Source organism: Glaciecola sp. MF2-115 (genome assembly GCF_047250385.1).
Lineage (GTDB): Bacteria > Pseudomonadota > Gammaproteobacteria > Enterobacterales > Alteromonadaceae > Glaciecola.
This window is the reverse complement of the sequence record NZ_JBLBVM010000038.1, coordinates 1-14,770: the sequence shown is the minus strand read 5'-3', so window position 1 is coordinate 14,770 and position 14,770 is coordinate 1. Positions and strand designations below refer to the sequence as shown.

At 41.1% G+C, this 14,770-nt stretch carries 10 protein-coding genes; 5 read left to right on the top strand and 5 right to left on the bottom strand.

Annotation, left to right across the window (positions count from 1 at the left end):
• The first annotated feature begins 6 nt into the window (after positions 1-6).
• Positions 7-846 carry a 2OG-Fe(II) oxygenase family protein gene (locus tag ACKLNX_RS03050; RefSeq protein WP_411693219.1) on the top strand — a complete coding sequence of 280 codons (840 nt, stop codon included), beginning with the start codon at positions 7-9 and terminating at the stop codon, positions 844-846.
• 147 nt (positions 847-993) lie between these two features.
• Here ACKLNX_RS03050 and ACKLNX_RS03045 read toward each other — a convergent pair whose 3' ends face one another.
• From ACKLNX_RS03045 to ACKLNX_RS03025, 5 genes are all read right to left on the bottom strand, one after another.
• Complete coding sequence (locus ACKLNX_RS03045; RefSeq protein ID WP_412971171.1) at positions 994-2,196, bottom strand: tetratricopeptide repeat protein; 1,203 nt, start codon at positions 2,194-2,196, stop codon at positions 994-996.
• A gap of 95 nt (positions 2,197-2,291) precedes the next feature.
• Positions 2,292-2,966: a 3'-5' exonuclease gene (locus ACKLNX_RS03040; protein WP_412971170.1), complete on the bottom strand. Its 675-nt coding sequence runs from the start codon at positions 2,964-2,966 to the stop codon at positions 2,292-2,294.
• The gene (locus ACKLNX_RS03035; RefSeq protein WP_412971169.1) at positions 2,966-4,798 is read right to left on the bottom strand and encodes a DUF294 nucleotidyltransferase-like domain-containing protein; all 1,833 of its coding nucleotides are present in this window, start codon (positions 4,796-4,798) and stop codon (positions 2,966-2,968) included. The genes ACKLNX_RS03040 and ACKLNX_RS03035 overlap by 1 nt, the downstream gene beginning before the upstream one ends.
• A gap of 253 nt (positions 4,799-5,051) precedes the next feature.
• The gene (locus ACKLNX_RS03030) at positions 5,052-6,764 is read right to left on the bottom strand and encodes a sodium:solute symporter family protein (RefSeq protein ID WP_411693223.1); all 1,713 of its coding nucleotides are present in this window, start codon (positions 6,762-6,764) and stop codon (positions 5,052-5,054) included.
• A gap of 3 nt (positions 6,765-6,767) precedes the next feature.
• Positions 6,768-7,034 (bottom strand): DUF4212 domain-containing protein, encoded by a 267-nt coding sequence (locus tag ACKLNX_RS03025; RefSeq protein WP_411693224.1) that lies wholly within the window; start codon positions 7,032-7,034, stop codon positions 6,768-6,770.
• A 255-nt stretch (positions 7,035-7,289) separates the two neighbouring features.
• On the opposite strand from ACKLNX_RS03025, the gene ACKLNX_RS03020 reads away from it, so the two are divergent.
• From ACKLNX_RS03020 to ACKLNX_RS03005, 4 genes are all read left to right on the top strand, one after another.
• On the top strand, positions 7,290-10,739 hold the full coding sequence (locus ACKLNX_RS03020) for a PAS-domain containing protein (protein ID WP_412971168.1): 3,450 nt from the start codon (positions 7,290-7,292) through the stop codon (positions 10,737-10,739).
• Positions 10,740-11,020: 281 nt separating this feature from the next.
• Entirely contained in the window at positions 11,021-12,616 is a 1,596-nt protein-coding gene (locus tag ACKLNX_RS03015; RefSeq protein ID WP_412971167.1) for a Na/Pi cotransporter family protein, read from the top strand.
• Positions 12,594-13,136: a hypothetical protein gene (locus tag ACKLNX_RS03010; protein ID WP_412971166.1), complete on the top strand. Its 543-nt coding sequence runs from the start codon at positions 12,594-12,596 to the stop codon at positions 13,134-13,136. Before ACKLNX_RS03015 ends, ACKLNX_RS03010 begins: the two co-directional genes overlap by 23 nt.
• A 154-nt stretch (positions 13,137-13,290) precedes the next feature.
• On the top strand, positions 13,291-14,316 hold the full coding sequence (locus tag ACKLNX_RS03005) for an MBL fold metallo-hydrolase (protein ID WP_412971165.1): 1,026 nt from the start codon (positions 13,291-13,293) through the stop codon (positions 14,314-14,316).
• Positions 14,317-14,770: the final 454 nt, after the last annotated feature.

The window sequence follows — 14,770 nt, the reverse complement described above, 5'->3', positions numbered from 1 at the left end:
AAAGATATGAAATTAGAAGCAGTTGATTTTACAGCACCCGATGCGAAGCAAAAGTTTGTTGAATCATTACGCCAAACAGGCTTTGGTGTTTTAAAGAATCACCCTATTCAGCAGTCAAGTGTTGCGAGCATTTATGCGAACTGGCAAACGTTCTTCGACAGCGAAGAGAAGCATTCGTTTTTATACAATAAAAATAAGCAAGACGGTTTCTTTCCACAAAGCGTTTCTGAAGTAGCGAAAGGATTTAAGAAGAAAGATATCAAAGAGTACTTTCACTATTATCCATGGGGCCAATGCCCGGCTGAACTTAAAGACGAGCTAAGTGAGTATTACAAGAATACGTCAGCCCTTGCTGCTGAGCTGTTGGATTGGATCGAGCAGGAATCGCCAGAAGAAATTAGCAAACATTACAGTATGCCATTGTGTGACATGATAGATGGCAGTGATCAAACACTTTTGAGGGTTCTGCATTACCCGCCATTAGCAGGTGACGAAGAAGTAGACGCAATTCGTGCTGCAGCTCATGAAGACATTAACTTGATTACGATATTACCAGCGGCGAATGAGCCTGGTTTACAAGTAAAAGCAAAAGATGGCACTTGGTTAGATGTACCTTGTGATTTTGGAAATCTTATTGTCAATATAGGTGATATGTTGCAGGAAGCCTCTGGGCATCACTTCCCGTCTACAACGCATCGCGTGATTAATCCAGAAGGCACTGACGTAACGAAATCTCGTATTTCCTTACCGCTGTTTTTGCACCCACGTCCAGATGTGAAGTTATCAGAACGTCACACTGCTGGTAGTTATCTGACCGAGCGTTTAAAAGAACTAGGTGTTATTTAGCACCAGTAGATAACGAAGCATGATAAGTGCGGTGTCCGAATAAAAAAATCAGCTTCATAGCTGATTTTTTTTGTTCAATGCCAAGGTCTAATGCCTGACGCCAAGCTATAATGCCTAACCTCACTGAATAGAGCATTCTCCCACCAGTTAGTTGTGCTCTGTTGACGAAATATAACTAGAAAGTGCACTTAACTTGCCTAGATAAATATCAGCAGCTCTGCTTTTCCCGGCCTTTCTTTTTGCTAGTTTTAAGAAACGTTGGGAAGAGGCTAGATCCCCTTTCTGAAAATACACAGCTGCTAGCCCATAGTACAATTGATGTTGTTTGTCGTTTAGCTTTATCGCTTTTTCGTAATGTAAAATACTGTTATCTAAACGACCTTCATCTCGGTCTATTTCAGCTAACATTTGGTGATAAAAAGGATTGCTATTGCGCTTCGCTTCTAACCTAGCATTGATCTCAGAAGCGGCTTTAACATCGCCTAATTGTTGATATAAAACAGCTAAGTTTTCCCACGCCGTACTATAGTCATCATCTAAGTTGATGGCTCTTTTGTATGATCTCATTGCCAAGTCAGTTAGCCCTTTCTTGCGATAAAGCAAACCGAGGTTCACCCATGCGCCAGCATAACTGTCATCAGCTAAAACAGCCTCGCGCAGATAAGCATAGGCCAGTTCATCATTTTGCTTCAGCAAAGCGTCAGCGCCTTTATTGTTATAAAACATTGCCAATACAGTTTGCTCGCTCACGTAGCTTGTTGAGAGACGGTTGGATCGCGAGGGTGGGTCGAAATCAACCACAAAACTATCTTCGTAAAAGGTTTTTACTGTATTGCGGATCTTAGCTTGAATTCGTAAATTGATATGCCCATTTAGCAACGAATACCCTGCTCGTCTGGTCCAGTATTCAGGTATATCGACAATTTGAAAATCAGTTCTAAAGCCTGCTTGCTTCGCCATTGCATAGGTCATTATAGACAATGATAAACAGTTGGCTGAGGCATTCTTGAAGGTTTCACTTGCGACAGTATTTGCAGAGGCTTCATAAATTAAGTCAAGCTCTGAGCGAGCAAAAATACGATGGATCAACCTTGCTATTCGCTCTTCGTCTGATTGCAGGCCTGTCGTCGATTCAGCGATAAAAGCTAACGCATCTTCATCTAAGAAAAAGATATCTGCGGGCCGCTCAATTGCATAACTGTCGAATTGAGTAAACGCGGCATCGTTCAATAGCTGTTTAGCTGGTACTAAATTGACACTATTTTGTTTTGATGAAACACAACCTGTACAAAACAAAGCAATAGCTAAAGTGAGAATGAAGATGCGTTTGAAATGAAAGATAACACTCATAAAGCTAACCTTTAATGAATTCTCTTAAGCTAATATTAGACCAGAAAAGAGCATAGAAGTGCATTTTTTATTCATGAAGCATAAACAGAATGGAGCTAATCGCCGCCGATAGTGTAAATTTTTACTGCTTTAGTGTGCAGTAAGTCAGCTAATGGTGCGGTGAATTGCTTGTCGAATTTATACCACTGCGCAAAGCCTAAGCCTAGTGTAGCCAGCGCATCATCTAGTGCATTGTGATTGGGCGCTTCAGGTAAGCCATAACGTGCGCGGCAATTCTCAAGTGTGACTGCATCTTGCTTAACCACGGTATGTGACTTATTCAGAAAGTACAATTCGAGAAGCATGGTATCTATTGTGGCAATTTGCATTGCGGCTAAACCTAAATTCTTAGCTACTCTGTCCAATACTTGCATATCCAAGCTTGCGTTGTGCAGAAGCCAAACATGTGAACTTGCGTAAGCCTGCAATTGAACCACTGCATCTCGAATATGCCCTCCTGCAAGTAGGTCTCTTGCTGTCAAGCCATGTATGACAGGGCTTTGTTGTAAATCACCTGCGGCTCGAATTACCGAATAGTAAGCTGAACTCAAATCGATACTTTGACTTTGACCTGTCACCCAGGCGATTGAGGTTATTTTTGCGACTTTGGTGTCTAAGCAGGTTAGCTCCAAATCGATGGACAAAATAGGTGTGTCTTTGATCGCGACTGTTTTCCACTTTTGTGGGAGTGGGCTTGAGCGCTTTAGAAGCTTAGAGAAGAGTGAAGCCATTAGCCAATACCACCTGAGTATTTGAGCACTGCGGCCTGCTGCGCACGATGTATTGCCTGAAATGCGGCTTTTAATTGATGCTTTTCTATCGATGATAAATCACTCACTCGAATAAAATTATCTTGTACCTTATTGTTGAGTTGATGACGCCATCTTAAGCGATTTAAGAACAACCATATGTCTCTCAAGTTCTTAATGTCCTCAGTTGAAACCCCGCAATTAGTCGGCAAGGCATTTAAGCGCCCTACCGTAGAAGGTATTGTAATCGCATTAGCCAGCGCATGAATGCGCACTAAATTATTAATAATAGCAATTGCCGTATGCTTTAAATCAATGCTGTCTTTCACTTTCTGATCTTTGGCAAAAACGAATTTTTGGAACATTGAAAGCGGGACCGAGCCTTCATTTGCTTGTCGTGCTAATGCCGCTAAAAATAGGCTTTGTTGAAAAAGAGTTTTGCGTTCATTCTGTAAACGCACGAAAAGCGTCGAATCACCTGCCGCGGCACGAGCATCCAAAAAAATGTTAAAAGACAACATTGCCTCAGGTGTGGGTTGACGAACCCAAGACTTAGACTGCTCTATTGCAGCGTTTAGCGACATCCTGAGTTTTGGGTTGGATGCCATAATATTGCCATCACACAATTTAATTCCGCATTTTCCTAAACCTGAACACACATATTCTGCCATCTCTTTGAAATAGCTAGCTTGCTCATTATTAGGCTCTTCAGCCAACAACAAAGCATTATCCTGATCAGAACCCATTGTTTGATCTTCTCTGGCTTGAGAGCCATAAACCAACCAACAATAAGGCATTGGTGCCTGCCCGTGCTGTTGCTGAAAGAAGGTAATCAGCTTACGCGTCATGACGTCTGTAGCTTGAGACAGCACTTTCCCAACGATATCAAAATCACCTGGACGCTTGGCGCTGGAAGCAAAATAATGAGGAAGCTGCCATGAGCAACGCGTAAGTTCATACAAGTTATTCGCTTTAGAAATATCACTAATAACAAACAACACATTATTGCGTTGTTGCTTGAATATATCAGTTGCTGTAATCATGCCTACCGGCGCATTCGTGATTTCATCAAGCACTGGCAAATGATTAATAGATTTCTCATTCATCAAACTAACGGCGTCGAACAAGGTTTTATTCTTAGTCAAATACGCAGGTTTTTTAGTCATAATTTGATTAACTGGCAATTGCATATCTTTACCAACTGCAACAACTCGATTACGCAGGTCACGATCCGTCACAATGCCAATCAACTCATTCTCTTCAATAATGAGAACGGACGATATTCGCTTTTCACTCATTAGCGCGCCAGCACTTTGTATGGAATCTGTCTGAGCTACGGTAATAGGCATGGTATCCGTCACTTCGTAAAGTGGTTTATGTAGCCACATAGAATTTGAATCTGTCACTGCGTCATGTTGCAAAACGTCATCTTTCGCTGCGTTAAAAAACTGGCTGATTTTAGGGTGCGACATAGCCTTATCGAACCATTCCTTTGGCATACATAATACAAGGCCGGGGCTATCAACGGTAACATCTAGCTTATAAGTGACCTTATCGAGCAACGCGGCATAGCCAAAATAGTCACCATCACTTAGATGCTTAAGCGCGCCATCACAATCTTTGACAGAAAACTGCCCGCTTTGGATCAAAAATAAGGAATTCTTATGCGAAGTAAGCATCTCATCTTGATTTTCTGCTGCCAAATAAATGATGTGAGAATGCCTAGCAATATCATTAATTTGCTCGCTATCAAGCGAGTCAAAAGGCCCTGATTGGCGTAAAAAATCTGTTACCTGCTGGGGTACAGCTGTCATAGCTTTCTCCGTTTATTAAGCACTTACTATTGACTCAATATTATTGTCGTTCTTAGTTTGATTATGCGCTTACCACAATATGAAACATTGATAAGTATCAATGCAATATTGAGAAGCCAGCATTGCAATAAAAGTATTGATATAAGCGCGTTTAAAAAAGCTTTTTATTTTAAGTAAATTGATACGACTGCGTGAATAACATTGTTCTCACAAAAAAGCCCAGCAGTGCTGGGCTTTTGCTTTGAACATCTGATTAGTGAGCTTGCGCTGCACCAGCCCCTTTAGGGAATCGAATGCTTTCTACCAGTTCTTGAATTTCTTGTGGCGCTTCTTCTGTAAATTTAAATACCACGTAGGCAACGATAAAGTTAATTACCATACCAATAGTACCGATACCTTCAGGTGAAATACCAAAGAACCAATTTTCAGGTTTGTTCATTTCTGGACTAACAAATTTAAAGTAAATAATGTAAGCCGCAGTGAAAACAATACCTGTAATCATGCCCGAAATTGCACCTTTGTCATTCATACGTTTGCTGAATATACCCATAATAATCACTGGGAAGAAACTAGATGCAGCAAGACCGAAGGCGAAGGCGACTATCGCGGCCACAAAGTCCGGCGGATTAATGCCAAAGTAGCCTGCTATTAATATAGCTACCCCCGCTGCAATTCGCGCAGATAACAGTTCCTTCTTGTCGGATATATCGGGCATCAAGTTTCGTTTGAGTAAGTCATGGGAAACCGATGTCGAAATAACCAATAGCAAGCCCGCCGATGTTGACAATGCAGCAGCAACACCACCAGCAGCAACCAATGCAATCACCCATGCAGGTAGGTTTGCGATTTCTGGGTTAGCTAATACCATAATGTCACGGTCAATTGTCATCTCACTGCGAGGATCGTCTTTTTGAGCGTAGAACATACGGCCATCACCATTCTTATCATCATGTGCGATTAGATTGGTTTTTTCCCAGTTTTTAATCCAGCTTGGCGCTTCTGCATAAGACATACCTTGTCCTTCAGGACCATTGATTGTCTCAATCATATTTACACGAGCGAACGCAGCAAGAGCAGGCGCTGTTGTATAAAGAATTGCAATAAAAGCCAAAGCCCAACCTGCACTGCGACGCGCATCACTCACTTTAGGTACGGTGAAGAAGCGAACGATTACGTGTGGTAAACCTGCAGTACCGACCATTAGAGCGAAAGTGATGCAGAAAATATCGAGATACGATTTGGTATTTGAGGTGTACTCGTTAAAGCCTAAATCGGTGGATAACATATCCAGCTTTTCAAGCAAGAACATACCGGAACCATCGGCTAAAGTTGCACCGAAACCAGTTTGCGGTAACACGTGACCTGTCAACATAATTGAAATAAACACCGCAGGTACGAGGTATGCAAAAATAAGCACGCAGAATTGTGCAACTTGAGTGTAAGTAATGCCTTTCATACCGCCTAGTACTGTGTAGAAGAAAACCACACCCATACCAATCACAACACCTAACCAAAGTTCAACTTCTAGGAAGCGACTAAACACAACACCAACACCACGCATTTGGCCGATAACGTAAGTAAAGCATACAAAAATTGCACAAATTACCGCAACGGTTCTTGCTGTCTGTGAGTAATAACGATCGCCAATAAAATCTGGAACTGTAAATTTACCGAACTTACGTAAGTAAGGTGCTAAACAAAGTGCGAGAAGAACGTAACCACCAGTCCAACCCATAAGGTAAACAGCACCGTCATAACCCATGAACGAAACCAAACCCGCCATTGAGATGAATGATGCAGCTGACATCCAATCTGCTGCTGTTGCCATACCGTTCAATACGGGATGAACACCTCCGCCAGCAACGTAGAAGTCGTTGGTACTTCCGGCACGTGCCCATACGGCAATGCCCATGTAAAGCAAAAATGATGCTCCGACAATTAAGAATGTTAATACTTGTACGCTCATCAGTTATTCCTCCCCAACGCCGTATTTTTTATCCAAGGCATTCATTTTCTTCATGTAGATGAAAATAATAGCTACGAATACGTAAATTGAACCCTGTTGTGCAAACCAAAACCCCAGTTTAAATCCAAAAAACTGAATCTGATTTAAGGTTTCAACGAAAATAATACCGGCGCCAAACGAGACGACGAACCAAACTGCGAGAAGTTTAAACAGGAGAGATAAGTTCTCTTTCCAGTAAGCCTTCTGATCCCCTTCATTTTTAAAAGCCATCTTTGCGTTCCTCAGCAAGTTAATAAGATGTATTTGTTTAACAATTTGCTAACGTAAGCCTTTGCTGGCTGTGGTCTTCGCTATCATTTCTTATAGAAGTTTGAGCGAAACCACCGCAAAACCTTACATTAACAGTGTTGGACATACTGTATCTGTTAGCTAAAAAAGGTAAAATGCGACGATGGTCTTAGTGGGGGCAGACCAGTCTCAGAATGTGATACAGTTCAAAATGTTAAACGATTGTTAGGAAAACACATGTCATTTGGATGGCTGCTACTTGCACTTATATATCTTTGCTTACTATTTTGGATTGCTAAATGGGGTGACCGAAATACCCCGACGTCGCGATGGATAACCTCAAACCCGCTCGTCTATTCATTGGCACTTGGCATTTATTGTACCGCATGGACATTTTTTGGCGCTGTGGGTCAAGCTAGTCGAGATAATTGGTTGTATTTGCCTATCTTGCTAGGTCCCATTATTGTTTACCTTGTGTTTTATCGCTTTATTCGTAAATTACTTCTGGTAAGTAAGAAGCAACACATAAGCACCATTGCTGATTTCATCAGTGCTCGGTATGGTAAACGCCAAGTGGTTGCATTGCTCGTGACTATCATTGCCTTACTAGCAACTATCCCTTATATCGCTTTGCAACTTAAAGCCATCGGTTCTTTATTCACATCAATTTCTGAACAACAAAATTCGGGTTTAGTCGTTTTTATTGCAAGTTTGTTTATTGCTATTTTTGCCATGTATTTTGGTACTAAAAAGACCGATGTTACTGAGTATCGTCGCGGCTTAATGCTCGCCATATCTTTTGAGTCCTGCATAAAATTGCTTGCACTCGTTTTAGTTGCAATTGTTGCTTTCCAGTATTACGAATCAAATCCAAACACTGACATTTTTATAGAGTTCAAGTCAGACGAAGCTATTGCTACCTTCTACTCTTTCACTTTTTGGGCGCAGACCTTAATGGCCGCTGCCGCTGTCATCTGCTTACCCAGACAATTCCACGTTGCCGTCGTTGATAACCTAAATGTTGAGCACCTAAAGCAAGCTCGCTGGGTATTTCCACTCTACTTACTGATCATCGCCTTAACCATTCCCGTGATTGCCGCTGCTGGTGATGCGATATTCCATGACTCTGATATAACGGCGGACAATTACGTACTTGGTCTTGCACTTTTGTCCGATTCAATTGCTTTGCAAATCATTGTTTTCGTTGGCGGCTTGTCTGCAGCCACGGCGATGATTATCGTGGCAACATTAACTTTGAGTACAATGATCACGAACGACGTAATATTGCCCAAAGTGCTTGAGCGTATTTCAAATGTGAATACCAATAGAACACGCAGAATTAAGCTGCTGCGACGCACAATTATTTTCCTGATCCTCATCCTCGCTTTTTTGTATCAACAGCAAATGACAAATGAAGCTAGTTTATCCTCTATTGGTCTCGTAGCATTTTCCTTAGTGATTCACTTATTACCTTCAATTATCGGCGGCTTATATTGGAAGCGGGGTCATGCTCACGGTGTATATGCAGGTTTAATTGCTGGCATTATCATGTGGGCGATGTGGTTGATGCTGCCCATTTTCAATGCGACGAGTTTAGGGATAGGAGAAGGTACACAACAGTCAGAGCTATTGAGCCAAGCAGCAATCGTCAGTCTGATTGCAAATATAGTTGCATATGTCCTATTTTCAATGATTACAAGTTCTCGACTCATTGACCGTATTCAAGCAGAGGCCTTTGTTTCTCCAGCAGACGCCCATAATTCTTTCACATCAACTCAGACCCTAACTGTCACAGTTGAAGATCTACACACCTTGATTGCGAAATTTAGCGGTACCGAACGCTGTGAACAACTCTTTGAAGACTATGCGAGAAGCGCCGATATTGAAATTAAGATGCATGATGCCGTAAGTGATGACTTCTTATCTTTTTGTGAGCGAGCGCTTGGTGGTGTTGTTGGTTCCTCAAGCTCGAAGGCCTTAATTGACAGCTTGGTGCGAGGCAAAAAGCTCGACATTTCAGAAGTAGTCAACTTTTTTGATGAAAATGCGCAGGCGGTTGAATTTAATATTAGCGCGTTAATGACTTCTCTTGAAAACATTGACCAAGGCATTAGCGTCATTGATAAGAACCTCAATTTAGTGGCGTGGAATAAACGTTATATTGATCTATTAAACTTCCCTACCGACCTAGTTTCTATTGGTATGCCTATTGAAGAACTGATTCGTTACAACATAGCCCACAGCAATGTTCCTCCCAACGAAATTGAGACCCGAGTTCGCAAAAGGCTTGATCATCTCAAGTCGGGACAAGCGCATAAATATACGCGTAAAAGAGATGATGGACGAGTGATTGAAACCATTGGCAACCCGCTGCCTGGTGGCGGCTTTGTAACAAGTTTTCATGACATAACCGGTCATGTCGAAATACAGAAGGCTTTAGAAGAAACCAATATATCGCTTGAGCAACGTGTGCGCAAAAGGACGGAAGAAGTACATTCAATTAATGCTGAACTCAGGCTTGAAATTGAACGCCGTAACGGTGCTGAAAAGGAGCTAATTAGAGCTCGTCAAGAGGCTGAAACTGCGAATGCCAGTAAGTCACGCTTTTTAGCCCTAGCGAGTCATGACGTACTGCAGCCGCTGAATGCCGCTAAGCTTTACCTCTCAGCACTGCAAGAAACAAAACTCGATGATGAAACCAGTAAAATTATCAATAAACTAAACGATTCCGTGGTGTCCAGTGAAGCATTAATCGGCACGATCCTTGATATTTCACGCCTTGACCAAGGTGAGTTAAAACCCTTCATCGAGACGCTAAATGTGGTCGAGGTACTCACACCAATCATCAATGAAATGGGTATGAAGGCTAAGGAAAAAGGCTTGGTTTTTAATCATCGCATTCAGGATTTATGGATTAGCGCTGACCGCACTTATGTTTACCGTATTGTACAGAATCTAGTGTCTAATGCGGTTAAATATACTCAGACAGGAAAAGTACTGCTCAGTGCTAGAAAGCAAAAAAGCAAAGTCTTAATTGAAGTGCGTGACACAGGCATTGGCATTCCGGCTCTTCAACAGGCGGCCATTTTCAGTGATTTTTATAGGGTTGAGAACAGCAACGAGCAAGGCATCGGTTTGGGATTAGGTGTCGTGAAACGTCTATCTCAACAATTACAATGTTCTGTAAAAGTTGTTTCGAAAGAAGGTAAAGGCAGTTGTTTCTCTATTATGTTTGACTTGCATGAGGCGCCTGAGACAGCTGGAGTTGTAGTTTCAAAGGCAAGATCCGTGTTCAGTGGTTTGCGAATTCTATGCGTTGATGACCAGCAAGAAAATTTAGATGCGATGCAAACCCTTTTGCATAAATGGGGCATCGAAGTGGAGACTGCAAAAGACTACGAGCAAGCCTTACTTGTAGCTCAATCGTTTGAGCCTCAAATAGCCCTGGTTGACTACCAACTCGGTAAAGGCCCTGATGGCTTAGAAATTATCGAAGCTATTAGAACTGAATTAAATATGGTGATACCGGCCTGCTTAGTAACAGCAAAACGAGGTGATGATTTGATTAAGACATGCAAAGAACAAGGGGTGAACTATCTCAGTAAACCATTGAAGCCAGCTAAGCTAAGAACCTTGATCCAAAGTATGACGAAGTTTATTCGAGCTGCGAATGTGAAGACGGACTAAGGTTCTATTTAAGTATCGTGCTGTAGAGTTTTGTTTTCTAACTTATACTTAGTCCGTATTGTAGCGTTCCTGGTGTGGTTCTCATTCACTGACCTTTGATGCGTGCCTTATGTTAAGTGGCTTTCTGTTACGCAGCTTTCTGTTAAGCAGCTTTTTGTTAAGTAGCCTTTTGTTGTGTAAGTTTTTGTTAAGCGTTTTATCTACAAAGCTTGATTTGCATCATTCATTTAAGTTTCTAATGCCCGTATTATTTCACGCATGTTCTTCTTGTGAATAAGCATATGGAAATACTACAGATATTGATGGCAGGGCTTACCGCCGTCATTCTATTCGTGTTCGGTTTAGAAAATTTCTCCCGTGAAATCGAACGCATATCTGGGGAGTACTTTCGTAAATCTCTTGCCAAAGCCACCCGACTGCCAATTGTGGGCGTTATCATTGGCGCCGTCGTCACTATGGTTATTCAATCTAGTTCAGCCACCTCCGTTATTACTATTGGGCTAGTAAACGCTGGCGTTTTATCTTTCAAAAACAGTGTTGGTATAATATTTGGTAGTAATATAGGTACTACAATTACCGCACAACTTGTTGCTTTCAAGCTAACTAACTTTGCGCCATTTTTTATTATCTTCGGCTTCTTTTTAAGCTTCATGCACAACAGAGCATCTATTTTTGGAAAGGCAATATTCTACTTTGGCTTTGTTTTCTTCTCACTCAATCTCATCTCCACATCTCTTGAACCGCTGCAACAAAATGAATACTTAATCGAACTTTTAACGAAACCACAAAACCCACTTTACGCCATATTAATTGGCTGTTTATTTACTGCGATAGTTCAATCAAGCTCTGTAACAACTGGTTTAGCCATTATATTTACACAACAGGGCCTTCTTGGTCTTGAGAATGCCGTTCCACTTATAATGGGAGCTAATATTGGCACAACAGTGACTGCATTTATTGCTGTGTTTAATATGGACATTGCTGCGAAAAAGGCAGCTCTAAGTCATTTCTTATTTAACATTGGCGGTGTAATAATTTTCACTCCATTCCTGCTGCTCTTTGGCCATAAGCTCGCCACATTCAACGTTCAACCAGCAATTGCTCTTGCCAATATCCATTTAGTTTTCAACCTTGTTGCTAGCCTAATATTTACTGCTGCGATCAATCCATTTACCCGATTTGTTGACTATTTACTGGGTGAGGGAAATATGGATTTTGAGCGCTTACCCTTACCAGTCTTTGAAGCAGATGATGACTTTAAAACCGTAAAAACGAAGTTACAAGAAGGAAAGGAACCTCTGCTTAGGTTTTTACAAGAAAACTATAATACGGTAACGCTTAGCTTAGAAACTAATTACCAAGGAGTGTATGACACAGCAGAGAAACGCCTTCAATATACGAACTTCATCCGAAAAGAGTATCTACAATTTTTTTCCAATGCGGTGATATCTATTACCAAGGACAGTGAATCAAAGCAAATTATTCATTTGTTCAATCAGTACGACTACCTATTTCAAATTCAAGATTCAATTAGCGATATATTTACCGGCAAACTCGTCATGACAGAGCAATATATTGACTTGAAAAGTGATGTATTGGTGCTAACCCGAAAGCTGTCCAGCCAAACCTTAGACTACTTTGACGCGATATCTAATGTAGAGAGAGACGCCAATAACGATATCTTAAAAGCAAGCGGTAAAGAACTGCAACACGGCTTGAACTACACTAACCAAACTTTACTAAAATTAATGAGAGATAGGAAAAGAACGGATGTTGGCTTACTCACTAATTTTGTTACATACTCTCAAAGACTGAAAGATAAACTAACCAACTTTGCAAACTTAGCGAGTCAAATTGAACATTCCACCGACAAATGACATTAATGAACCGCCTTTAGATGAAAAGTTATTATGGGAGAAACAAGCAACCGAGGTTTTTATAGCCTGGTATTCGCAAGCATATTCCACAAGTTTCACTTTCGTCTCTCATAACCTACCAGCAAAACCCGACGTGTCATGTTTATTAAACGGTAGTGAATTGGATTTAGAGATTGCCCACCTATATGGAACGGAACAGGAAGCGATGTCTATCTTGGGTAAATCATTAAACCAACACACTCGAGACGAACTCATTAAACTAAGACTGACTTCATCTACACAAGATAGGTTAATTGCAGCATTAAATCGTATCTTAGAAAATAAATCCCATAAAACGTATGATAGTAATCGAGTATGGTTAGTCATTCGCAACGTTCACCCTGGGTGGCAAGCATCGCAATTGGCCCTAATGCATGAGTCTCTAGTCATTCCAGAAAACCACTCTTTTGAACAAATATGGCTAGTCGGTGATGTCGATGCTGCGTCCGGTGCGATCTGTTTATATAACGGTCTTGTATAAAAAATCTCGACTCTCTTCCACTGCTTTTGCAAACTGCTAACTGTTAATTACGTATTCGAATCGCTAATACTTAATAATTCATAATCATGCTTGGTATTACTTTCGATAATTGTTTTTAATGGTATCAACAAAAAATTTATTCTAAGGAGCTGCAATGCCAATCTCATATATCGATGTTCCTATACCAGACGCAGGCAACGTACAAGAAGTTGCGCCTGGCATCTTGTGGTTGCGCATGCCATTACCATTCGACTTAGATCATATTAATTTGTACCTCATCAAAGATGGTGAAAACGGTTACGCGCTTATCGATACAGGCATTGGTACAAGTAAAGTTGAAGCATTATGGGAAACGATTCTCAATAAGCTCAATAAACCCATCACCAAAGTGATTGTGACCCATATGCATCCCGATCATATTGGTATGGCAGGATTTTTAGTAGATAGATTTAGAGCCCCTTTTTTCATGAGCCACTCAGAATACTTTGTATGTCGTGCTCTATCGGCTGGCAGTCAGGGAGCGTCAGATTGGCAAGATGATGAATATCTTGTTCGTTGCGGGATGTCAGCAGAATATGTCGCGAAAGCCAAGCAAGCACGCAAAGAAGGGAAAGGAATGGGGCAGTTTATTCGCCCTATACCATTAAAGTATGAACGCTTAGAAGCCGGAAACTCTATCTCAATTGGGCATGAAAAATGGCAAGTCATCATTGGTCGAGGCCACTCTCCTGAGCATGTTTGTTTATTTAACAAACAAACAGAAATACTGATATCAGGTGACCATGTGCTACCTATCATATCGCCAAATATTGGTGTTTATAGTACAGAACCAAACGCAAACTCATTGGCACAATACTTGAGTACTCTGCCGCAGTTTTTGGATTTGCCTGCAAACACATTGGTCTTACCCTCCCATAAACAGCCGTTCATTGGTCTTCACACTCGCGTAGATGAATTGATAAAGCATCACCATGCCCACCTCGATAATTTGCGTGAATATTGTCGGGAGGGAAAAACGATTAAGGACTGCTTGCCGATATTATTTAGACGCAAACTCAATCCTCACAATATGTTTTTCGCTATCGCTGAAGCGTTTTCACACTTAAATTATCTGTATTATTCGGGTGAGTTTTCACGCCATGTGAATGCTGACGGGCAATTCATATTTCAACGGATCTAACTACATTAACGACGTACAAACAAGCAGCCAATTAATTCAAGAGCCTGCAATGCTTGTAGACATGAGGTTAAAGCTAGAGTGACCATTAGCATCGTCTATTTCCCAGAAAATGGAAATGACTGTGTAATCTTGATAAACGATGCCTATAAAACAATATATAAAAGTCAAAACAAAAAAAGGCTTTTTGCATTCTACGGTTGGAATTAACTATTGAGCGGAATTGGTAATGGTGCTGTTTTGTGCAAAAGTTGGTAGGTCTGCTACATGAACGAAATAGGAGTCAATAGACCTTCCACTTTTGAACGGCACCTATGAGGCAGAGAACCGACGGATTACACTCACTGAAATTTGTTACACCCAACACGTCATTCCCACGAAAGTGGGAACCCCCAAAACAGCATAGATAATTCAAAAAAAGAAGTTATTTCAATAACATAAAATCTGTTGTTATCGA

Coding starts and splice junctions, on each gene's coding strand:
- ACKLNX_RS03050 (WP_411693219.1), top strand. CDS start 7: ATGAAATTAGAAGCAGTTGATTTTACAGCACCCGATGCGAAGCAAAAG.
- ACKLNX_RS03045 (WP_412971171.1), bottom strand. CDS start 2,196: ATGAGTGTTATCTTTCATTTCAAACGCATCTTCATTCTCACTTTAGCT.
- ACKLNX_RS03040 (WP_412971170.1), bottom strand. CDS start 2,966: ATGGCTTCACTCTTCTCTAAGCTTCTAAAGCGCTCAAGCCCACTCCCA.
- ACKLNX_RS03035 (WP_412971169.1), bottom strand. CDS start 4,798: ATGACAGCTGTACCCCAGCAGGTAACAGATTTTTTACGCCAATCAGGG.
- ACKLNX_RS03030 (WP_411693223.1), bottom strand. CDS start 6,764: ATGAGCGTACAAGTATTAACATTCTTAATTGTCGGAGCATCATTTTTG.
- ACKLNX_RS03025 (WP_411693224.1), bottom strand. CDS start 7,034: ATGGCTTTTAAAAATGAAGGGGATCAGAAGGCTTACTGGAAAGAGAAC.
- ACKLNX_RS03020 (WP_412971168.1), top strand. CDS start 7,290: ATGTCATTTGGATGGCTGCTACTTGCACTTATATATCTTTGCTTACTA.
- ACKLNX_RS03015 (WP_412971167.1), top strand. CDS start 11,021: ATGGAAATACTACAGATATTGATGGCAGGGCTTACCGCCGTCATTCTA.
- ACKLNX_RS03005 (WP_412971165.1), top strand. CDS start 13,291: ATGCCAATCTCATATATCGATGTTCCTATACCAGACGCAGGCAACGTA.